Source organism: Leucobacter japonicus (genome assembly GCF_001273855.1).
In the GTDB taxonomy this organism is placed as follows: Bacteria; Actinomycetota; Actinomycetes; order Actinomycetales; family Microbacteriaceae; genus Leucobacter; species Leucobacter japonicus.
The window spans coordinates 410,883-432,549 of the sequence record NZ_JHBX01000104.1 but is presented as its reverse complement, the minus strand read 5'-3'; the positions used below and the strand labels follow the sequence as shown (position 1 = coordinate 432,549).

The following is a 21,667-nucleotide window of genomic DNA, read 5'->3' as shown; positions in this document are numbered from 1 at the left end:
AGGGGAATCATCGTGTTCGCAGTTACCACTAACGACGTCCCGGGGTACCGGATCACCCAGGTGCTCGGGGAGGTGATGGGTCTGACGGTGCGCTCTGCGAACTTCGGTCAGAACTTCACTGCCGGGTTCCGCGCGCTCGGCGGCGGCGAGATGCCCGAGTACACCAAAGTGATCTACGAATCGCGCTGGGAAGTCATGAATCGCATGTGGGCCGAGGCCCAGTCGCGCGGCGCGAATGCCGTGGTCGCGATGCGCTTCGACTCGGGGTCCATCGGCAGCTTCACCGAATTCTGCGCGTACGGCACCGCAGTCGTGATCGAGCCCATCGCGCCGCAGGCTCCCGCGAACCCGGCGCAGGTGCAGGGGCAGTAGTCGGGATCGGGCAGCGCCCTAGACGGCGTGCTGCATCGCGGGCGTACCGAGCCGGTCGATCGAGATGCGCGCGCCCGACGCGCTGCCCTGGTCGGCCTGCTCCGCGACCAGCCAGGCCTCGCCGTTCAAGATGCGGGGGGCTGGAGCACCGCTGAGTTCGGTGAGCGCAGCACGAATGAGCGCACCGTGGGCCACCACGATCGCGCCGGGTACTTCTCGCAGCGTCCGCGCGAACGCGCTGGCCCCGCGCTGCGCGAGCGCGTCGAGCCCCTCAGCGTCGTCGACGTCGAGCCCGGGCCAGCGCGCCGAGGCGTCGCTCACGAGCAGGCCCTCGGCAGAACCGAAATCGCGTTCGGTGACGTCCTCGACGATCTCGGGCTGCGGCAGACCGAGTCGCGCAGCGATGATGTCTGCGGTGGTGCGCGCGCGATCGAGCGGGGAAGCGATCACGCGGGTCCAGGGCCCGGTGCCGGCCAGGAGTTCAGCGATCTCCCCGGCCTGTGCGCGGCCGCGCTCGTTCAGCGGGATGTCGGTCTGCCCTTGAATGCGGCGTCCGATGTTCCAGTCGGTCTCGCCGTGGCGCACCACGACGATCGAGGCGGCGGGGGCTGCGGGTTCGCTCATGCTCCCACGCTAGCCGGTTGCGTTCGCTCATGGGCTGCTGCGGCGCGTGCAGGTGCCGCATCGCTGGTCTGGGATGCGGCGTCGTGCGGCGTTGAGAACAGGGCGACGCGATCGATCTCGATGCGCACCCGGGTTCCGGCGGCACAGCGCACTCCGCTCGCGCGGGAGCGGAGCTGCAGATCACCCCAGGTGACCACCAGCTCGTCGCCCGAGCGGCCGAACAGCGACGACGTCACGGTCGCTTGCCCCGATGGGTCGGCAACCACGCGCACGTGCTCGGGTTGCACCGCAACCTCGCCTCGGCCCGCGGGGAGCCCCGGCGACGCAGAGAACCCGGTCGCCACAACCCGGTCGACAGGCACGCGGATCGGGAGTCCATCGGCCTGAAACCCGGAGCCATCGAAATGGCCGGGCAGCACGGTCGCGTCCGAGATGAATCGAGCGACGAACGGCGAGGCCGGGCGCTCGAGCAGGTCGGCGGGCGCGCCGACCTGCTGCACCCTGCCGCCGTCGAGCACGACGACTCGGTCTGCCAGCGCCAGGGCTTCACTCCGGTCGTGCGTGACGTGCAGCACGGTCAGGCCGAGTTCGCGGGTGAGGGCGCGGAGGTCGAGGCGCAGGCGATCCCGCAGCGGTTCGTCGAGTGCCGAGAGCGCTTCGTCGAGCAGCAGCACCCGCGGCCGTGCGACGATCGCTCGGGCGATGGCGACGCGCTGGCGCTGCCCGCCCGACAGGGTTGCGGGATTGCGGCGCTCGGCGCCCGGGAGCCCCACGAGTTCGAGCGCTTCGGCCACGCGGCGCGTGCGCTCGGCGCGTGCCACTCCGGCGCGGCGCAGCGGGTATGCGATGTTGCGGCCGACGTTCCAGTGCGGCCACACGGCGTGCTGCTGGAACACCATGCCGAGCCCGCGGCGCTCCGGTTCGACGCTGCGACCGGGCTGCGACACGACGGCATCGCCGATGCGCACGGTTCCGGCAGTGGGCGCGACGAACCCGGCGACGGTGCGCAGCAGCGTGGTCTTGCCCGAGCCCGAAGGGCCCACGAGGGCGACGAACTCGCCGTCGCCGATCGCGAGGTCGACGTCGGCGAGGCCGAGGTGACCGCCGGGGTAGGCGAGGCTGACGGAGTCGAGGGTGACGGATGACACGGGGAGTCCTAACGCTGGGTGCGGGCGGTGAGTCCGAGACCGGCCAGGCCGACCACCGCGACGATGAGTGAGAGCGCCGACGAGGCGTTGTACGCGCCCGCCTGCTGCAGGTTGAAGATGACGACGCCGAGCGTCTGAGAGCCGGGCGAGAGCAGCAGCACCGAGAGCGTGAGTTCGCGCACCGCGGTGAGGGCGACGAGCGTCGCACCGGAGATCGCCGCGGGCACCGCCATGCGGCACGAGATGTCCCAGAGGGCGCGCAGGCGCGAGGCGCCCGAGATGCGCGCGGCCTCCTCGGCAGTCGTCGGTGTCGCCGAGAGCGGTGCGTGCACGGACTGCACGACGAGCGCGAGGAACGACGTCAGGTACGCGCACAGGATGAGCCAAGGCGTGTTGTACAGCCCGATGCGCGGTGCAATGACGAGCCAGGCGACGGCGATCACGAGGCCCGGGATCGCCTGCGGCAGCAGCGACAGGCCGAGCAGCGCCGCGTTGCCCCGAGCGCGGGTGCGGGTCACGAAGGTGCCGATCCCGAGCCCGATGACGCCGCAGCCGAGGGCGGCGAGCGTCGCCAGCATGAGGGAGTTGCCGATGCCCTCCAGTGTGCCCGAGGCCGTCAGGGCGCGCTCGAAGCTCGCGAGCGTGACGGTTTCCGGGGTGAGCGGCACGCCGGGGGCCGGCAGCACCGACTGGATCGCGAGCGTGATGAGGGGGAGCACCGTGACCGACAGTACGGCGATCGCGGTGAGGATCGCCGCAGGTATGCGGGCTCGGCCAAGCGGTAGCAGCGCGGGCGCGCCGGCCTGGGCGTCGAGCTCGACGCGGGTGCGCGCGCGGAGCAGGTCGACGACGACCCCGACGAGTGCGATCACGAGCAGCACGAAGCCGATCGCCGCCACGACCGCGAGCGGGTCGTCGACGGTGCCCGACTGCAGGTACCGGTAGACGAGGGTCGACAGGGTGACGTAGCGCTCGGGAAGCCCGATGATCGACGGGATACCGAAGTCGGCCAGGTTTGACACCGCGATCAGGGTGAACGAGGAGAGCATGGCGGGCCGCAGCAGCGGGGTCGTGACCTCCCAGAGGGCACGGGGCGCGGAGGATCCGGCGATGCGCGCCGCCTGCTCGAGGTCGGCGGGTACACGGCGCAGTGCTGCGGTGACGATCATCATCGCGATCGGGTAGCTGTGCAGCGTGAGCAAGAAGATCACGCCGTCGCCGCCGTAAAGATTCCAGAGCGGGCCGCCGAAGTGCGTTGACCAGAACGTGTTGACCGTGGCGGAGGGCCCGAGCAGACTCAGCCAGGCGATCGCGCCGACGAACGGCGGCATCAGCATGGGACTCAGCGCGATGAGCCGCAGCGCCCGACGGCCCGGCAGGTCGGTGCGTTCGAGCAGCAGTGCCAGTGCGGTGCCGACGATCACGGCGAGCGCCCCCGAGACGCCCGCAGAGACGAGTGAGTTGCCGGCGGCGGTGAGCACATCGGGATCGCCGAGCGCCGACCAACCGCCGCCGCCGAGCGCCAGCGCGACGATCGCAGTGATGGGGACGAGGATGAGTGCGGCGACGGCGCACCACAGAGCGAGCCGGGCGGCCGTGAATCCGTCGAACGGGCGTGCGCCGAAGCGCGGCCCGCGGGCCCGGCCGACATCGACCGAGCCCGCGGAGTCGCGCTCCAGGGTGCTACTGGAAGAGACCATTGAAGGTCTCGACGGCGTCGGCCTGCGAGGCGCGGATGGTCTCGAGGTCGGGGTTCAAGAAATCGATGTCGGCGATGGCCGGCGCCCCCTCGGGGCTGTCGACATCCTCACGGATCGGCAGGTACGACTGCGATGCGGCGATCTCCTGGCCCTCCTGGCTGATGAGGAAGTCGACGAAGAGCTTCGACGCCTCGGCTTCGTCCGTGTTCGCGAAGATGCCGACCGGTTGCGAGACGAACGGAACGCCCTCGCTCGGGTAGACGGCCTCGATCGGCGATCCCGCAGCGGCGAGGTCGCGCACCAGCGAATCGACGACGATGCCGACCGGGCTGCTGCCGTCGGCCACGGCCTGCGACACCGGGCCGTTGCTCTCGGCGATCAGCGGCTTGTTGGCGGCGAGGCCTTCGAGCCAGGTCTTGCCGAGCGACGCATCGTCGAGCCAGACGGCGGCGTTGTAGGCCGCGGCACCCGACACATCGGGGTTCGGCATCGCGATCTTGCCGGCGTACTGCGCGTCGGTGAGGTCCTGCCACGACGTCGGTGCGTCGGTGATGACGTTGGTGTTCACCGCGATGACGGTGGGAATCAGGCGGGTGCCGACGTAGAAGTGCTCGGGGTCGACGAGGTCTTGCTGAATGGCATCGGCCTCGGGCGAAGCGTACTCGAGTAGCAGGTCGCGCTCGGCGTAGTCCTCGAACGTGCCGGCATCGGCGGCGAGCAGCAGGTCGGCGCCGATCTCGCCGGCCTTCTCCTCCGTTGCGATGCGCGCGGTGAGATCACCGGTGCCCGCGCGGAACACGTCGACGGTGATTTCGGGGTGGTGCTCGTTGAACGCGGCGATGACCGCGTCGATCTTCTCCTGCGGCTCCGAGGTGTAGAGCGTGATCGTGGATGCCTCGGCGGCATCCGATGCGTCGGACCCTGCGGCGTCTGCCGAAGCGGCGCACCCGGTGAGTGCGAGGGCCGAGAGGGCGAAGGCGGCGATGACGCCGGTGGTGCGGTTACGAGACATGAGTCGCTTTCTGTGCGGTGCTGCTGATGGGTTGGGTGAAGAGAGGTTCGGGGGAGGTCAGGGCGATGGTCGACGCGCTGACCCCGTCGCTGGTGAGCTGCACGAGCGAGAACATGGGGGAGTCGTGGCCGGCGACCGCGTCGGGGCCCGCATTCATCACCTGGTGGTAGGCGAGCGAGGGGCCGACGAAGACAGGGATGCCCCGGATCGATGCGGAGAGGCTGTGGTGGTAATGGCCGGCGAGGATCGCCCGCACGTCCGAGCCGACGAGCACGTCGAGCAGTGCGTCGGCGTTCGCGAGGCCCTGGCGGCGCAGGGTCGGCAGCGGCGAGGCGATCGGGGCGTGGTGCAGGGCGACGATGGTGCCTCCCTCAGCGGGGGTCGCGAGCTCCTCGGTGAGCCACGCGAGCTGGGTCTCGTCGAGTGTGCGGCGGTGCGAGTCGAGCCTGATGATGCGGGTGCCGTCGACACGGTGAGCACCGAAGTGCCCGGCCTCGTGCCCGGGGAGGGCGCGCGCCGCGATCGGGTCGTCGTGGTTGCCCAGCACCGTCAGCACGGGCACGCCCAGGCGATCCTCCAAGCGGCGGCACGCGGCCCCCACGGCGGCGTATGCCCCGGCATGCCCGCGCTCGATCAGATCGCCCGTGATCACGACTGCCTCCGGCGTGATGCCCGTTGCGCGTGCGTAGTCGCCCACGCGCTCGATGCGCCCGACCCCGTCGACCGCGTCGTAGAGCAGGCCGCTGTCGGTCGCGTGCACATCGCTCAGGTGCAGCACCGTGAAGCGGCCGGTGTCGCGGCTCATGCGGCGGCCTCCGCGTCGGGGTCGGACGGGGCAGTGGTGCGGGATCGCGCCGCGCGCTGCTGCAGCGACGCCAGATGGCGCGGCTCCGCGCCGTGCGCGAGGAGATATGCCCGCACGCCGCCGAGAGCATCGATCAGGTCGAGCGCCGATTCGAGAGCTTCAGCGGGGCTGTCGAGGTGCAGGCGTTCAGCCGCGGCGCGATCCTCCGCGTTCAGTGCGAGTGCGTCGAGCTGTGCGGCGGCGATGGCCGCGCGCGCAGGGCGCACGGTTTCGCCGGAGCGCGCGTAGTCGGCGACCACTGCGCTTCGGGGGTCGCCCGCCGCAAGTCGTGCGAGTGCGATCACAAGGCCCGTGCGATCTTTACCCGCCGTGCAGTGCACGAGGGCGACCCCGGGGTGCTCGGCGATCGCGACGACGGCGGCGGCGATGCGCGATGCGCGCTCGGTGACCAGCCCGGCATAGATCGACTCGAGCGACCCCGCGCTGGGCGGAGCCTGACCATACAGCGGTGCTGAATGCACCGGGATCCCGTGCGACCGCGTCCCGTGCTCCTCCGTCTCGCGCAGATCGATCACCAGATCGACCCCCAGCTCGCGCAGCACGCGCTCGCCGCCGGGCGCGAGGTCGTCGAGCGCTGCAGACCGTACGACCCAGGGCCGATCCGCGGAGCCGATGCTCCGGGTGTTGTAGCTGTCGTCGAGCGAGATGACGTGCACTGCGAAGATCCCCTGCCGGTTGCCGCCCGTTACATCGAGCGTGAAATGCGATTACATGAGCAGCATCTCGGGGTCGGGTGTCGCGTTCATGAACAGCGGGGAGCCTGCGCGTGACGGTCGCGAGAACCTCGCGAGATACCCCGATCAGTGCCGGTTTATGCGGTGGTTTCGGCGAGTGCGTCGGCCACGACTTCGCGCATCTCGAGCGTGTCGGAGGGGTCGGTGCGCAGGGCGACCTCGGCAACGAGAGCTTGCAGCAGCACGGAGTGACCGAGCCGGCTGAAGAACGGATCCACCGTGTGCTCGGTGCCGACGGCGCCGGTGCAGAGCGCGACATCCGCCAGGTCGGCGAGGGGCGAACGCGCGTAGCTGCCCACGGTGATGATGCGCGCGCCGCGGCGCCGCGCCGCGCGCACCGTGGCGAGCGTGTGCGCGTTCGCGCCGGAATGGCTGAGTGCGAGGCAGACGTCGTCGTCGGTCACGCTGTGCGCGGCGAACTGCTGCGCGAGGATGTCGAGAGGTGCTTCGACCGGTCGCCCTACCGTCGAGAACCGCATTGCCGCATCTTGAAGCGGCGGCGCCGAGAACCCGTTCGCCGTGCACACCACCCGGCGGGCGCCGGCGAGCGCATCCGCTGCGCGGGTAAGTGCCTCTCGGTCGACCGTCTGCTGGCCGACGAGCAGCGCGACCCGGGCGCTCTCGAACACCCGATCGACGACGTCGCCTGCGGGAGCCTCGTGCGACGCGGCCGGTGCGGACTCCCGGGCGAGCTCGAGGCGAACATGCTGAAACCCGCGGAACCCGAGTCTCTGGCAGGCCCGGATCACTGTCGCCGTCGACGTGCCCGCGGCGACCGCGAGCTCCTGCGTCGACCACTGGGGCACCTCAGCCGCCCGTTCCAGCATCACGCGCGCGACGGCCCCCTCGCTCGGGCCGAGGCCGCCGGCGAGCGCGCGGATCACCGCGAGCGCAGACCCTGACGGGAGCGCGGTCGCGGTGATGGCGTCGTCGGAACGTGCGTCGAGATCCGGTGCGGGCATGCGAACACGGTAGGCGGAGCCGGTGAACGCGAGGTGACCGGAGCGTGGCGAATCGACGGCGGCCGTCGGCACGCTGTCACCTGCCGAGCATCGGCGAGACGCTGCGTGTCACGCCTGCGGCGAACACGGCCCCGCGATCCCGCATCACCACGTAGCCTGTTCACATCGGCGGCGCCACTCCCGTGCTATGGCGTCGCAAGGAGGTAGGAGATGTTCGAGAGATTCACTGATCGTGCTCGCCGGGTCGTGGTGCTCGCCCAGGAAGAGGCGAAGATGCTCAACCACAACTACATCGGCACCGAGCACATTCTGCTCGGCCTCATCCACGAGGGTGAGGGCGTGGCGGCCAAGGCGCTCGAGCAGCTCGAGATCTCGCTCGATGCCGTGCGCGCGCAGGTGACCGACATCATCGGCACCGGGCAGCAGCCGCCGGCCGGCCACATCCCCTTCACGCCGCGCGCGAAGAAGGTGCTCGAGTTGAGCCTGCGCGAGGCGCTGCAGCTCGGCCACAACTACATCGGCACCGAGCACATCCTGCTCGGCCTGATTCGCGAGGGCGAGGGCGTTGCCGCCCAGGTGCTCGTGAAGCTTGGCGCCGACCTGAACCGAGTGCGCCAGACCGTAATCCAGCTGCTCTCCGGTTACCAGGCCGGCAAAGAGAGCGCGACCGTCGGTGCGCCCGAGACGGGTGGCGAGTCGAAGGGCTCGCAGGTGCTCGACCAGTTCGGTCGCAACCTGACCCAGGCCGCGCGCGAGGGCAAGCTCGACCCGGTCATCGGCCGCGAGAAAGAGGTCGAGCGGGTCATGCAGATCCTCTCGCGCCGCTCGAAGAACAACCCGGTGCTGATCGGCGAGCCCGGCGTCGGCAAGACCGCCGTCGTCGAGGGCCTCGCACAGGCGATCATCAAGGGCGAGGTGCCCGAGACGCTGAAAGACAAGCAGGTCTACGTGCTCGACCTCGGCTCGATGATCGCGGGCAGCCGGTACCGCGGCGACTTCGAGGAGCGCCTGAAGAAGGTCACCAAGGAGATCCGCAACCGCGGCGACATCATCATCTTCATCGACGAGATCCACACCCTCGTCGGTGCGGGTGCGGCCGAGGGCGCGATCGACGCGGCGAACATCCTGAAGCCGATGCTCGCACGTGGTGAGCTGCAGACCATCGGTGCCACCACGCTCGACGAGTACCGCAAGCACTTCGAGAAGGACGCGGCACTCGAACGCCGCTTCCAGTCGATCCAGGTCGCGGAGCCGTCGCTGCCGCACTCGATCAACATCCTCAAGGGGCTGCGCGATCGCTACGAGGCGCACCACAAGGTCTCCATCACCGACGGCGCCATCGTCGCCGCGGTGAACCTGGCCGACCGCTACGTGCAAGATCGCTTCCTGCCCGACAAGGCCATCGACCTGATCGACGAGGCCGGTGCACGCCTGCGCCTCTCGATCCTGTCGAGCCCGCCCGAGCTGCGCGAGTTCGACGAGAAGATCGCCGTCGTCCGCGCCGAGAAAGAGCAGGCGATCGAGGGGCAAGACTTCGAAGCCGCCGCGAACAAGCGCGACGAAGAGAAGAAGCTGATCGCGGAGCGTCTGCGCCTCGAGAAGCAGTGGCGCTCGGGCGACGTCGCGACGAAGGCCGAGGTCGACGAGGGACTGATCGCCGAGGTGCTCGCGCAGGCCACCGGCATCCCCGTCTTCAAGCTGACTGAAGAGGAGACCTCGCGTCTTCGCTTCATGGAAGAGGCGCTGCACCAGCGCGTCATCGGTCAGAACGAGGCCATCTCGGCACTCGCCAAGACCATCCGTCGCCAGCGCGCGGGCCTCAAGGATCCGAAGCGTCCCTCGGGCTCGTTCATCTTCGCCGGCCCCACCGGCGTCGGCAAGACCGAGCTCGCCAAGGCGCTCGCGGAGTTCCTGTTCGACGACGAAGACGCGCTGATCTCGCTCGACATGTCGGAGTACGGCGAGAAGCACACCGTGTCGCGCCTCTTCGGTGCGCCTCCCGGGTTCGTCGGCTTCGAAGAAGGCGGTCAGCTCACGGAGAAGGTGCGTCGCAAGCCGTTCTCGGTCGTGCTCTTCGACGAGATCGAGAAGGCTCACCCCGACATCTTCAACTCGCTGCTGCAGATCCTTGAAGAGGGGCGCCTGACCGATGGTCAGGGACGTGTGATCGACTTCAAGAACACGGTCATCATCATGACGACGAACCTCGGTTCGACGGCCATCGCCGGTGGCCCGGTGGGCTTCCAGATCGAGGGCGACTCGTCGGTCGGCTACGACATGATGAAGGGCAAGGTGAACGAAGAGCTGAAGAAGCACTTTAAGCCCGAGTTCCTGAACCGCGTCGACGACACGATCGTGTTCCCGCAGCTCACCAAGCCGGAGCTGCTGCAGATCGTCGACCTCTTCGTGAAGCAGCTGAAAGACCGCCTGCTCGATCGCGACATGCACATCGAGATCTCGCAGCCGGCCCGCGAGCGCCTCGCCGACGTCGGGTACGACCCCACGCTGGGTGCGCGTCCGCTGCGTCGTGCGATGCAGCGCGAGATCGAGGATCGCCTGTCCGAGCGCATCCTGAGCGCCGAGCTGTTGGCCGGCGATCTGGTGAAGGTCGACTTCGTGGACGGTCAGTTCACGTTCGAGACCGAGGCTCGCGCCGACCGCGACCCGAGCGCTGCTTCGGCGTCGTCGGCCGCGGCCGTCGCGTCGACGGCTGCGACTCCCGGCACCACCGAGTAAGGTTCTTACATGCCTGAGGGCCCCGCTGCAGTGCAGCGGGGCCCTCTCGCGTTTCTGGGTGCCCGCGGTTCTGTGAACTCGTGCCCGCGGTTCTGCGAGCTCGTGCCCGCGGGCGCACGGGCACTCGTGCCTGGGGCACCGATTCAACGAAACGCATACAGTAACCTCCCGCTCCTGTATGTGTTTCGTTGAATCGGTGTTTGTGGTCGACCCACCTAGACTGGGTGGATGACGTCAGCTCCGCAGATCAGCATCCGGAGTGCGCGCACCGGAGACGTGCCGCACATGGTCGCACTGATGGAGCCCCTCGTTGCCCGACGTATTCTGCTCGGCAAAGACCTTGTCGATCTGTACGCGGCCGTGCCCGAGTTTCTCGTGGCGGTCGATGAGACCGACGCCGTGGTCGGCTACGGCGCCGTGCACGTGATGTGGGATCAGCTCGGCGAAGTGCGCACGCTCGGAGTTTCGGAGCAACTGCTCGGCTCGGGCGTCGGCCACCGCCTCCTCACGGCTCTGGAAGCGCGCGCCCGCGACCTCGGTCTCGCCCAGCTGTTCTGCCTCACCTTCGAGGTCGACTTCTTCACGAAGCACGGCTTTTCGCAGGTGGGCGAAGACACGGAGCTCGTGGCGGGCGAGGTGTACGCCGAGCTGCTGCGTTCGAGCGATGAGGGCGTCGCCGAGTTCCTGGACCTTGCCCGTGTGAAGCCGAACACGCTCGGCAACACGCGCATGCTCAAGCACCTCTGACCCTTCGCTGAGGATACGCTGGCGCCATGTCGACCCCCCGAGAGCCAGGCGGAAGCGCGCCGCAGACCCCCGACCGTCGGGTGTTCATTCGCCGACGCCTTATTGTGCTGGCCGTGTTTCTCGCGATCGTCGCGGTGATCGTACTGATCATCGTGCGGCCCGGGTCGACGGGCGGTGCGCAAGATGCGAGCCAGGTCTCGGTGCCCAAAGATTTGGCGGGCGCTGACGCTCCGGATGACGACGAGACCGATGATGGCGAAGTCCCCGTGTGTGCGACCGGGCAGCTCGCGGTCACCCCGAAGACCGATAAGAGCGACTACGCCGCGGGGGAGGAGCCGCAGCTCTCGCTGACGGTGGAGAACACCGGTGAAGCCGCCTGTTCGGCCGACCTGGGCAGCGCAGAGCTGCAGTTCGTCGTGGCGAGCGGGGCTGACGAGGTGTGGCGATCCGCCGACTGCCAGAAGAACCCCGAGCATCTCGCGGTGATCCTCGACCCTGGCAAAACAATCGAGAGCGAGGCGATCGCCTGGGATCGCACGCGTTCAAGCACCGAAACCTGCGATATCACCCGCGATGCGGTGTCAGCAGAGGGTGCGTCGTACCACCTGCGTGCGGCTGCCGGGGGCGTGCAGGGCACCGGAACCGCACAGTTCTTGCTGTACTGATCAGCGGGACACGCCCGGGAAACCTGAGGTGCATCGCCGTACCGCAAATAGGTGCCACTTTCAGCTTCGCGGGAGTACTGTGAGGCATGACCAGAAATCATGTACCCAGCAACGGGCTCAAGGTGGAGATCACCGAGGGCACGAATGAAGCCGTCGCGGTCGACGAACTCATCGACGACCTGCTCCATGGAGACATGCGTGGCGTATTGCATGCTCTGCACGAGCCCCACCCCGAGGCACCCGCCGTGCCCGAGGCCCCTGCCGTCTGAGTCGTCTACACGGGATCGTTCGCGGGGCGAGAGCCGCTACCCCGCGAACGCATCTTCAACGCGGAGTGCGAACCAGAGCTCCGCGCGGTCATCGGGGTCGCCGAGCGACCGACCGGTGATCCGTTCGATGCGCGCGATGCGGTCGCGCAGCGTGTTGCGGTGAATACCCAGCGCGACTGACGCTGGCCCGCGCTGGCCGTCTGAGGCGAACACGGCGTAGAGCGTTTCGCGAAGTGCCGCCCGATCGATCTCGCTGACCTCGTCGGTCGACTGATCACCCGCACCATTCGAATGTCGCAGCGAGAGTGTGCGGAGCACTGCGGCAGTCAGGCTGCGCTGCGCAGCATCGACGCCGCCCGTGGCGGACGGGTCGTGCAGATCGAGCATGAGGTCGAGCAAGGGAGTATCGCGATCGGCCCAGAGCACCACGGGTACGCGGGGGGATTGGTACAGCGGCGCCGTCGGGGAGAGCGCCCCGAGGCGGGCTGCGGCCGAGCGCCGACTCAGTGAGGCTGCGCTCGCGTCTGCGCCTCTGCCCACCACCGCGTCGAGGTTGAGTGCAGCGGCGCGCTCCAGCGCGACCAGAATGCCGGCCTCGTCATCAGCGACGATCTGCCAGGCACGCGCGACTCCGGCGGCCGGGGCGTCGGCCGAATCACGTGCGATCAGCCGATCAATGCCTGAACGTGCGGATCGGTGCCACTGCGCAACGTCTTCGGCGGCGCCCTGCACCGCCACCACGCGAACGCGCTCGGGCGCTGGGAGTTCGGAAGCGAGCACCGTGAGCATCGGTTCGAGCGGGCGCCCTCGCAGTGCTGCGTCTGCCGCTCGCTCCCAGCGCTCGCGCTCGCGCTCAGCATCGGCGCGATCGCTGCTCAGCGCCAGCCCGAGCACCATGGCCCCGGCGGCGACGATCGATCGCCCCTCGGGCGATAACGCCGCACCGCCGGCGAGCGCGAGCCGGTGTCCGCCGGATGCGTCGAGATCGATCAACTCGAGGTCGCCTGCGAAAGCCTTGGCCGCCTGAGTATCGCCACCGCGCCTCGCCGCGCGCGCAGGATCCAATGCGGCAACGAAACCGGCGGTACTCGCCAGCGTCGCCCCGTCGGAGGTCAGCACCGCGAAGTGCTTGCCCGTCGACTGGGCGAGACGCGCCAGCACCTGCGCGGGTTCCTGCTCGCTGCGGGCGCCCTCGAGTAACTGCCGCTGGGTATGCAGCGCGTCGCGTGCCGCTTCGAGCTCATCTGCGCGCAACAGGCCGGCGAGGGCTTTGCTCACCGCGATGAATGGCACGGGCAACGGCACTTCGAAGAGCGCAACGCGATACGCGCTCGCGGCTCGCACGAGCGCTGACGGAACGGCATCGTGCGCAATGCCCACACCGAACCCGATTCCGGCGATTCGGGCGCGGCTGAGTCCGGCGACGAAATCGCGCCACCTCGGGTCATCGGCACCGAGCGCGAGGCCCGTCGTGAGAATGATCTCTCCGCCCTCGAGGTAGGCGCCCAGATCGAGCAGTTCCGTGTTCGATACCCAAGAGATCTCCGGATCTCCGGCCCCCGCCTGCACGAGACGAAGCCCGAGGTCGGGGAGGGCGAGCAGCTGGGAGAGTGCAACCATGGTGCGATTCTTGCACAGTCCATCACTCAGGCAGTGGGCAGTCTGGCGCGCCGAGTATTCAGTGGCGGCACCTACACTGGCCAGAGAAGCACCGCGCCGGCCGTCGAGTTCGGCCGCGATCGATGACGAGGAGTTTCCGATGACCGGCCTGCCGCAGCACCCCGCCGAGCCGCAGCCCTCTGCGTCCGCCAGTCACCCGGCGGGAGGAGCTTTGCGGGGCATCCGCGTCGCCGACTTCTCACGTGTGCTCGCAGGCCCGCACGCCACGATGATTCTCGCCGACCTCGGCGCCGACGTCATCAAGATCGAGAGCCCCGAGGGAGACGGCACGCGCCAGTGGCGCCCCCCGGTGAACGCGGTCGGTCAGAGCACCTACTTCGCGGGCGTCAACCGCGGCAAACGCTCCGTCGTCTGCGACCTACGTGACGCGGAGGGGCTCGCCCGCGCCCGCGAACTCGCACTGAGCGCCGACGTCGTCATCGAGAACTTCAAGCCGGGCACGATGGAGAAGTTCGGCCTGGGCTACGCCGAGCTCGCCGCAGCCCATCCCGGCCTCGTCTACTGCTCGATCTCGGGCTTCGGCGACACAGCCGGACGCGACCTTCCCGGATACGACCTGCTCGTCCAGGCGGTCGGCGGGCTCATGAGCATCACGGGTCAGGCCGATGCCGACGGCGGCGAACCCACGAAGGTCGGCGTCGCGCTCGTCGACATCCTCACCGGACTCAACTCCGTGATCGGCATTCAGGCCGCGCTGCGTGCACGCGACGATGCGGGATCACCCGTCGCTGGTCAGGGACAGCACGTCAAGGTGACGCTGCTCGGGTCGCTGCTCTCGGCGCTCGCCAATCAGGCGTCGTCGACGCTCGAAACCGGGGTGGCTCCCGAGCGCATGGGCAACGCGCACCCGTCGATCGCCCCCTACGAGACTTTCCGCGCTGCCGACCAGTCGATCGCGCTCGCGGTGGGCACCGACGGGCAGTTCGCCCGGCTCTGCGCAGTGCTCGGCATCGACGAACTCGCGAACGACGAGCGATTCGCGACGAACCCGCAGCGGGTCGCCCATCGGGTCGAGCTGCGGGCAGCGATCGCGCGTGCACTGTCCGCGCGATCCGCCGCCGAATGGATCGACGCTTGCACCGCAGCGAACATCCCCGCAGGTCGCGTGAACTCCATCGCGCAGGCACTCGAACTCGCCGGTGAACTCGGGCTCGAGCCGGTCGCCGAAACCGCAGCGCGCGCCGAAGACGGCACCATGCAGACGCTGCGCTCGGTGGCGACCCCGATCTCGTTCTCCGCGACTCCCGCGCAGTACCACGTTCCGCCGCCCGGCATCGGCGAGCACCAGGACGCCGCCTGGCTGCCGCGCTGAGCGCAGCCCACGGATTCCGCGCCAACCCACCCCTGCACAACTTCCGCATCACCCGCACCACTCGAGGAGCATCATGACCACCACCATCGACCAGCTGTTCGACGTCGCCGACTTCGTCACCGAAGAAGAACGCGAGTGGCAGCTGAAAGCGCGCGAATTCGCTCAGACGCGCATTCAGCCGATCATCGACCAGGCATTCGAAGACCGGCGCCTGCCGGTCGAGCTGCTGCCCGAGGTCGGCGAGTTCGGGGCGTTCGGCATGTACCTCGACGGATACGGGCTGAAGGGCGCCTCGTCGGTGGCGTACGGCCTGGTCGCCATGGAGTTCGAAGCCGTCGACTCGGGGTTCCGCACCGCGCTGTCGGTGCAGGGCTCGCTCGCGATGGGGGCGATCTACAAGTTCGGCTCCGAAGAGCAGAAGCAGCGCTGGCTGCCGCCGATGGGGCGCGGCGAAGCCATCGGGTTCTTCGGGCTCACCGAGCCGCAGGGGGGTTCGGATCCCAACACCATGCTCACCACCGCGCGCCGTGAGGGCGACACGTGGGTGCTCAACGGCAAGAAGCGCTGGATCGGCCTCGCAACGATCGCAACGCTCGGCGTGATCTGGGCGAAAGACGAGGACGGGATCGTGCGCGGTTTCATCGTGCCGACCGACACCCCCGGATTCCAAGCCACCGCCATTGAGAACAAGTTGTCGATGCGCGCGTCGCTGCAGACCGAGATCGTGCTCGACGACGTTCGCCTGCCGGCGGATGCGATCCTGCCCGGCTCGAAGGGGCTGTCGTCGCCGTTCAAGTGCCTGAACGAGGCGCGGTACGGCATCGCCTGGGGGGTCATGGGCGCGGCCCGCTCATGCCTCGAGGTCGCGGTCGAGCGCTCGCAGACCCGCGAGGTGTTCGGCGCGCCGATCGGCGGCAAGCAGATCATCCAGGCGAAGCTCGCCGATATGTTCCTCGAGTACCAGAAGGGGCTGCTGCTCGCGCTGCACCTCGGGCGGTTGAAAGACGCCGGCACGCTCACCTACGGGCAGATCTCCGTCGGCAAGCTGAACAACGTGCGCGAGGCGATCAAGATCGCCGGCACGGCGCGCTCCATTCTGGGCGGCGACGGTATCACGTCCGACTTCCCGGTGATGCGCCACATGGCGAACCTCGAGTCAGTGCGCACCTACGAGGGCACGGACGAGGTGCATCAGCTCGTGATCGGGCGCGAACTCACCGGTATCGCCGCGTTCTAGACGATCTGCGGCGCGGGAGACGCGGCCGCCACGCGCTTCGGTCATGTCGGAGATATTCCGTCGTTCGGTCGCCTCCGGGCGAAACTTCCGAATGACGGAATATCTCCGCCGGACGGAAGGAACCGAGTGATCCTCTGCCGACCATTGGCGCGGGGCATCAGTGGGCTAGGGTGGAATTGGGGCGCGCACCAAGTGTCGCGATGCGCGGCAGGGCAGGCAGCCTCGCAATTCGAGGAGCCTGAATATGCCGGAACCGCACGAATTCGTTGACCCGACGGTCGAAGTGCCGGCTGAGACGGCGCCGCGACCGGACCGCTTCGCCCGCGTTCCCTGGCGAGCCCTCGCGTTCTTCGTCGCCGTGTCCTTCGGGCTCGCCTGGCTCGTCGCGCTGCCGCTCTGGGTCAAGGACGCGAGCGAACCGGGCTATGAACTCCTCTTCACCGCCCTCGCGGCCGTGATGATGTTCACGCCGACGATCGGCGCCCTCGCGGCAGTGTTCATCGCCCGTGAGCCGCGTGGCGAACGTCTGCGCCTGCTCGGCATCTGGCCGCTGCGCCCGGCGAAACGGGTGGTCTGGTTTGTGGTCGCGGCGCTCTGCGCACCGCCCGTCATCACGCTCGCCACCATTGGCGTCGCCGCCCTGTTCGGCTGGGTGCGTCTGGATCTCGCACACTACTCCGGGTACGCAGTGCTGCTCGAGCAGCAGCTGGCGTCGGTGGGGCCAGAGACGGCAGAGATCGCTCGCCAGAGCATGCCGCCGATCGGGTTGCTCGTCTGGCTGCAGATCATCACGATTCCGCTCCTCGCCCCGATCAACGCGGTGTTCGCTCTGGGAGAGGAGCTCGGCTGGCGCGGCTGGTTGCTCCCTGCGCTGCGGCCGCTCGGCACCTGGCCGTCGCTGGCGGTCAGCGGTGCGCTCTGGGGTCTGTGGCACTCGCCGGTGATTCTGCTGGGCTATAACTTCGGGCTGCTCGACTGGCGCGGCGTCGCACTCATGGTGATCGGATGCGTGTTCTGGGGCGCGCTGCTGGGGTGGACGCGACTACGCACCGGGTCGGTGTGGCCCGCCGTGTTCGGGCACGCCGCTCTGAACGCGTCGGCGGGTATGGCCGCGATGCTCGCGGCAGCCGGCGCCCCCGTCGACCCGGTACTCGTGATGCCGCTCGGGGTCGCGGGGTGGCTGGTGCTCGCGGTGATCTTGTTTGTGCTCGTGCTCACCGGGCAGTTCGGTCAGGATCGCCAGCCCGAGCTGGCACCGAAGCGTCCGAAGGTGGTGTGGCAGTCGCCTCAGCCCGAGGCGACGCCTGAGGCGACTACGCCGACGCCGGGCGCGTGAGCTCGGCGATGCGCTGCGCCGCATCGGGGTAGCGGCGCTGCAGATCGTGGCGCTCCCCGAGCTCGAACCCGTTCCACTCGAACGGGGGAGACATGGTGGTGCCGACGAGACTCCACGAGCCGAGCGACGACGAGCCCTGCATCACACCCGGCGCGACGACGGCCTGGGGCAGTTGCCCCGCCTCGACGTCGGGCCCGAGGATGCGTTCTTCGCTGCGCCCGTCGGGGTGCAGCAGCAGCAGGCGCAGCGGGTCGCCGGCGTACCAGTGGTAGACCTCGACCGACGCGAGCGCGTGCAACGCTGAGAAGTCGGGGTCTGCCAGCAGGTAGTAGATCGCGCTGGAGTGCTCGTCCAGGTGCATGCGACGGAACAATCCACCCTCGTGCTCGAGGGGTTCGAGCTGGAGGTGATCCACCCACCGCGCCGCCTCAGCAGGAAGCGGCATCACGCGAGTGCGGCTTCGCGGGTCTTGCGGAAGCGCTTGCTCAGCAGGATCAGCACGATGAGGGTGACCACATACGGGCCGGCATCGGTGAGCTGCTGCGGCAGACCGAACGACTGCAGACGGAAGCCGATGGCATCGGCGAAGCCGAAGAGCAGCGCGGCACCGAGCACGCCGACCGGGTGCGCGCGGGCGAGCATGACGGCGACCACCGCGATCCAGCCGCGACCCGCCGACATGTTCTCGGTGAACTGCACGACGTTGCCGAGTGCGAGCTGCGCGCCACCGAGGCCCGCGAGAGCGCCCGAGGCGAGTACCGCGCCGAGCTGGTAGCGCTGCGGGTCGACGCCCATGGTGGCGGCCGCGAGCGGACGTTCCCCGACGCCGCGCAGGCGCAGGCCGAGCGGGGTGCGGAAGAGCACGATCCACAGCGTCGGAACGAGGAGGAGCGCGAGGTAGCCCAGCGGGGTGAGCGAGAAGAGCACGCCGATCCAGGGGATGTCGGCCAGCACGGGGATACGCCAGACCGGAATGCCGACGATACCCGGGTTCTGGAACACGCCCTGCACGTCGAAGATCGCGACGAGCAGGAAGCTGGTCAGGCCGACGGCGAGGATGTTCATCGCGACGGCGAGCACGATCGGATCGCCCTTGCGATACACCGCGCCGTACCCGAGGATCAGCGAGAAGAGCGCCCCTGCGAGCATCGCGACGATCGTGCCCACGATCCAACTGTGGGCGAAATATGACGCGGCGACGGCCGAGAACGCACCGACGAGCAGCATGCCCTCGAGGCCGATGTTGAAGATGCCGGCGCGCTCCGCGAGCATGCCGCCCAGGGCGGCGAGCAGAATCGGGATGAGGGAGCGCAGCACTGAGCCGATCAGGTCTTGGTCGAAGAGTTCCAGCAGATTCATCGTGCCGACTCCTGGGTCTCAGCGGGCGCCGTGGTTGCGGAAGCGGTTGCGGAAGTAGTGGCGGCGGCCGGGTCGGCGGCGCCGGGAACGGGAGCATGTGGGGCCGCGAGCGCCGATTCGGCGAGCGGCGGGCCGTCGAGCGGTGGCCCGTCTTTTGTGGAGGTCGCCCCGCCGCGCTTTCGGAAGCGGGGGAGCGCGACGCGGAACGCGAGCAAGATGATGACGAGTGCCTGGATGACCGCCGCGATCTGCGGTGACAGCCCGAGCTCGCGACCCATCGCGTCGCTGCCCACCATGATGGCGGCGAAGAACAGGCCCGCGATGACGATGCCGATGGGGCGGTACAGGGCGAGCAGGGTGACTAGCAGTGCGGTCCAAGCGAAGTTCGTCTGCACGAAGTACCCCTCGATGAGGCGAGTGCTCGGGGCGCCGATGATCAGCATGAGCCCGAACATGCCGGCGATACCGCCCGAGAGCGCCATGGTGCGGGTGACCAGCGGGCCGGGCTTGACGCCGCCGTAGCGCACGAACTCGGCATTCTGACCGCTGAGGCCGGCCTCGAAGCCGTACCGCGTGCGGCGGTTGACGAAGATTGCCGCGATGACGACGACGATCATGATGACGAGTGACCAGTTCACGCCGGTGAGCACGGCCGTGATCGGGCTCGTCGGGCCCAGTGAATTGCGGAGCGTCTCGGCGAGGCCGGAATCGCGTGGCACGATCATGTTGAGCTGCACCTCGGGGCGCAGCTGCTGCGAAGCCACCTGATCGGTGCTCGGATCCTTGAGCTGGAATCGGATCAACCATGAGGAGAAATAGCGCGCCGGGTAGTTCAGCAGTAGCGTCGAGAGCAGAATCGGGACCCCGAGGAGATTCTGCAGCAGGGCCGAGATGAGACCCCAGAGTGCGCCGACGGCGATGGCGACGATGAAGGCCAGCGGCACCACCAGGAAGGCTGGGCCGGGCAGGTAGATGGCGACGATGCCGCCGGCGAGGGCGCCGAGACCGGCTTGACCCTCGGTACCAAGATTGAGCACGCCGGCACGGAACGCCACGGCGATCGCGATGCCGATACCGATGATCGGCACGGCGCGGGCGAGCGTGTTGGCGAGCCCCACACCCGACCCGAATGAGCCGTTGACCATCGCGGCGTAGCCGCTCAGCGGGTCGACGCCCGCGATGAGCATGAAGCAGGCGCCGATGAGGAGTGCCAGCACGACCGATACCGGGATCGGCCCGGCGAGCCAGCTCCCGGCCTTGCGAGCGACGTTCATCGGGCGACCTCATTCTGATCGGAAGCGGTTGCGGATGCCGTGCCGCGGTCTGTGCGCAGTGCGGCAAATGCGCCGGGGCGGTGCCGCTCTTCGGGCTCGTGGCCGGCCATGTACAGCCCCAGCAGGGCCTCCGTGGCCTCTGCTTTCGGCACCTCGGCGACGACGCGGCCCTCGAACATCACGAGGATGCGCGACGACAGCGACAGAATCTCGCTGAGTTCGGCAGAGATGAGCAGCAGTGCGCCGCCGCCATCGCGATACTCGCAAAGCTCGCGATGGATGGACTCGATCGCGCCGATATCGACGCCTCGCGTCGGCTGTTCGGCGATGAGCACGGGCGAGCCGTAGTCGAGCTCGCGAGCGACGACGACCTTCTGCAGGTTGCCGCCTGAGAGCGTGCCGACCGGTGTCGAAGGCCCGGCGATCTTCACCCCGAAGCGACTGATGAGTCGCTTGGCGTGCTCGAGCATGGCAGCGCGAGAAAGGAGCCCGCCGTTGAGAATCGGGGCGCTGCGGTGGTGGCCGAGCGCGAGATTGTCAATCGCGTCTGCCGAGCCCGCACTGCCGACGGCGTGCCGATCTTCAGGGATATACGCGATGCCGCCATCGCGTCGCTGCGCAATCGAGGCTCCGCTGAGATCGCGATCCGCGACCGAGACCGAACCCGAGGTCGCCTTGCGCATGCCGATGATGGCCTCGGCGAGCTCGACCTGACCGTTGCCGGCCACGCCGGCGATGCCGACGACCTCGCCGCGGCGCACGAAGAGGCTCGCCGCGCTGACCGCGTCGCGTTCGCCCGAACCCGGAACGGTGAGTTCGGCGACATCGAGTACGACGTCACCGGGATCGTGGGCGGGTGGCGGCGTCGAGAGATCCACGTCGCGCCCGGTCATGTGCCGCGTGATCTCTGCGGGCGAGCTCTCGGCGGTCACGAGCTGCGCAACGTTGCGCCCGTCGCGGAGCACGGTGACGCGGTCAGAGATCGCCATGACCTCGCCGAGTTTGTGCGTGATGAGAATGATGGTGCGACCGTCGGCCTTGAGCGCGCGCAGCACCTCGAAGAGGCGCTCGGTCTCTTGCGGGGTGAGTACCGCGGTGGGCTCGTCGAGGATGAGCACGCGGGCTTCGCGGTAGAGCGCCTTCACGATCTCGACGCGCTGGAGCACGCCGACGGGCACCGAGTCGACGCGGGCGGTGGGGTCGAGCGACAGGCCGTACTTTTCAGCGATCTCCGCAACCTTGCGGTTCGCCGCCTGTCGGTCGATGAGCCCGCGCTTCGTGGGTTCGCTGCGGAACACCACGTTCTCGGCGATCGTGAGCGAGGGGAAGAGCTTGAACGACTGGAACACCATGCCGATGCCGGCATCGATGGCGTCGAGGGGAGAGGAGAGGGTGCGGCGCTCACCGCGAATGTAGATTTCGCCCTCATCGGGTTGGTAGACGCCCGCGAGCTGCGACATCAGAATCGACTTGCCGGCGCCGTTCTCGCCCATGAGGGCGTGGATCTCGCCGGATTCGACCTCGAAGTCGACATTGTCGTCGGCGAGCACACCGGGGAAACGCTTGGTGATGCCGCGCATCGAGACTTCGGCGACCATGCTCGCTCCTTCTGACGGGTTGTGAACGGAACTCGCC

Annotated in this window: 20 protein-coding genes; 8 read left to right on the top strand and 12 right to left on the bottom strand. The window is 68.7% G+C overall.

Translation table 11 applies throughout. The features are described from left to right. Positions 1–12 precede the first annotated feature (12 nt). Positions 13–372, top strand: a complete 360-nt coding sequence (locus tag AMS67_RS06420) for a YbjQ family protein (protein ID WP_156322456.1) — start codon at positions 13–15, stop codon at positions 370–372. Between the two features lie 18 nt (positions 373–390). Here the strand turns inward: AMS67_RS06420 and AMS67_RS17830 are convergent, their stop codons facing one another. The 7 genes from AMS67_RS17830 to AMS67_RS06385 all read right to left on the bottom strand — a co-directional run bounded on the left by AMS67_RS17830 (position 391) and on the right by AMS67_RS06385 (position 7,417). Then, a complete protein-coding gene (locus AMS67_RS17830) occupies positions 391–996 on the bottom strand; it encodes a histidine phosphatase family protein (RefSeq protein ID WP_053386598.1) in 606 nt (201 codons plus the stop codon). Further along, positions 993–2,144: an ABC transporter ATP-binding protein gene (locus AMS67_RS06410; protein ID WP_082305333.1), complete on the bottom strand. Its 1,152-nt coding sequence runs from the start codon at positions 2,142–2,144 to the stop codon at positions 993–995. Before AMS67_RS06410 ends, AMS67_RS17830 begins: the two co-directional genes overlap by 4 nt. Before the next feature lie 8 nt (positions 2,145–2,152). Then, a complete protein-coding gene (locus AMS67_RS06405; protein WP_241488002.1) occupies positions 2,153–3,844 on the bottom strand; it encodes an ABC transporter permease in 1,692 nt (563 codons plus the stop codon). Beyond that, entirely contained in the window at positions 3,828–4,856 is a 1,029-nt protein-coding gene (locus AMS67_RS06400) for an ABC transporter substrate-binding protein (protein WP_053386597.1), read from the bottom strand. Before AMS67_RS06400 ends, AMS67_RS06405 begins: the two co-directional genes overlap by 17 nt. Next, positions 4,846–5,661 (bottom strand): metallophosphoesterase family protein, encoded by an 816-nt coding sequence (locus AMS67_RS06395; protein WP_053386596.1) that lies wholly within the window; start codon positions 5,659–5,661, stop codon positions 4,846–4,848. The genes AMS67_RS06400 and AMS67_RS06395 overlap by 11 nt, the downstream gene beginning before the upstream one ends. Next, the gene (locus AMS67_RS06390; protein WP_053386595.1) at positions 5,658–6,377 is read right to left on the bottom strand and encodes a tyrosine-protein phosphatase; all 720 of its coding nucleotides are present in this window, start codon (positions 6,375–6,377) and stop codon (positions 5,658–5,660) included. Before AMS67_RS06390 ends, AMS67_RS06395 begins: the two co-directional genes overlap by 4 nt. Positions 6,378–6,532: 155 nt before the next feature. Then, entirely contained in the window at positions 6,533–7,417 is an 885-nt protein-coding gene (locus AMS67_RS06385; protein WP_053386747.1) for a MurR/RpiR family transcriptional regulator, read from the bottom strand. Positions 7,418–7,627: 210 nt separating this feature from the next. Between AMS67_RS06385 and AMS67_RS06380 the strand changes: the two genes are divergently transcribed. The 4 genes from AMS67_RS06380 (at position 7,628) to AMS67_RS17265 (ending at position 11,834) form a co-directional block, all read left to right on the top strand. Further along, entirely contained in the window at positions 7,628–10,153 is a 2,526-nt protein-coding gene (locus AMS67_RS06380; protein WP_053351829.1) for an ATP-dependent Clp protease ATP-binding subunit, read from the top strand. Between the two features lie 228 nt (positions 10,154–10,381). Continuing rightward, positions 10,382–10,900, top strand: coding sequence for an amino-acid N-acetyltransferase (locus AMS67_RS06375; RefSeq protein WP_053386594.1), 519 nt, complete (start codon positions 10,382–10,384; stop codon positions 10,898–10,900). A 26-nt stretch (positions 10,901–10,926) separates the two neighbouring features. Continuing rightward, positions 10,927–11,565 (top strand): hypothetical protein, encoded by a 639-nt coding sequence (locus tag AMS67_RS06370; RefSeq protein ID WP_053386593.1) that lies wholly within the window; start codon positions 10,927–10,929, stop codon positions 11,563–11,565. 86 nt (positions 11,566–11,651) lie between these two features. Further along, positions 11,652–11,834 (top strand): hypothetical protein, encoded by a 183-nt coding sequence (locus AMS67_RS17265; protein WP_156316552.1) that lies wholly within the window; start codon positions 11,652–11,654, stop codon positions 11,832–11,834. Between the two features lie 36 nt (positions 11,835–11,870). Here AMS67_RS17265 and AMS67_RS06365 read toward each other — a convergent pair whose 3' ends face one another. Next, positions 11,871–13,454 (bottom strand): PucR family transcriptional regulator, encoded by a 1,584-nt coding sequence (locus AMS67_RS06365; protein ID WP_053386592.1) that lies wholly within the window; start codon positions 13,452–13,454, stop codon positions 11,871–11,873. Positions 13,455–13,593: 139 nt separating this feature from the next. Between AMS67_RS06365 and AMS67_RS06360 the strand changes: the two genes are divergently transcribed. The 3 genes from AMS67_RS06360 to AMS67_RS06350 all read left to right on the top strand — a co-directional run bounded on the left by AMS67_RS06360 (position 13,594) and on the right by AMS67_RS06350 (position 17,399). Next, positions 13,594–14,826, top strand: coding sequence for a CaiB/BaiF CoA transferase family protein (locus AMS67_RS06360; RefSeq protein WP_053386591.1), 1,233 nt, complete (start codon positions 13,594–13,596; stop codon positions 14,824–14,826). A gap of 73 nt (positions 14,827–14,899) precedes the next feature. Next, entirely contained in the window at positions 14,900–16,063 is a 1,164-nt protein-coding gene (locus tag AMS67_RS06355; RefSeq protein WP_053386590.1) for an acyl-CoA dehydrogenase family protein, read from the top strand. Between the two features lie 244 nt (positions 16,064–16,307). Continuing rightward, on the top strand, positions 16,308–17,399 hold the full coding sequence (locus AMS67_RS06350) for a CPBP family intramembrane glutamic endopeptidase (RefSeq protein ID WP_082305332.1): 1,092 nt from the start codon (positions 16,308–16,310) through the stop codon (positions 17,397–17,399). On the opposite strand, the gene AMS67_RS06345 is transcribed toward AMS67_RS06350, so the two are convergent. Genes AMS67_RS06345 through AMS67_RS06330 form a run of 4 tightly spaced genes read right to left on the bottom strand, consistent with a single transcriptional unit; the run spans position 17,377 to position 21,630 of the window. Next, on the bottom strand, positions 17,377–17,844 hold the full coding sequence (locus AMS67_RS06345) for a cupin domain-containing protein (RefSeq protein WP_053386589.1): 468 nt from the start codon (positions 17,842–17,844) through the stop codon (positions 17,377–17,379). The two genes, AMS67_RS06350 and AMS67_RS06345, sit on opposite strands and share 23 nt — an antisense overlap. Beyond that, entirely contained in the window at positions 17,844–18,758 is a 915-nt protein-coding gene (locus AMS67_RS06340) for an ABC transporter permease (RefSeq protein WP_053386588.1), read from the bottom strand. The genes AMS67_RS06345 and AMS67_RS06340 overlap by 1 nt, the downstream gene beginning before the upstream one ends. After that, positions 18,755–20,032, bottom strand: a complete 1,278-nt coding sequence (locus tag AMS67_RS06335; RefSeq protein WP_053386587.1) for an ABC transporter permease — start codon at positions 20,030–20,032, stop codon at positions 18,755–18,757. Before AMS67_RS06335 ends, AMS67_RS06340 begins: the two co-directional genes overlap by 4 nt. Beyond that, the gene (locus AMS67_RS06330; RefSeq protein WP_053386586.1) at positions 20,029–21,630 is read right to left on the bottom strand and encodes an ABC transporter ATP-binding protein; all 1,602 of its coding nucleotides are present in this window, start codon (positions 21,628–21,630) and stop codon (positions 20,029–20,031) included. The genes AMS67_RS06335 and AMS67_RS06330 overlap by 4 nt, the downstream gene beginning before the upstream one ends. Between the last annotated feature and the right edge of the window lie 37 nt (positions 21,631–21,667).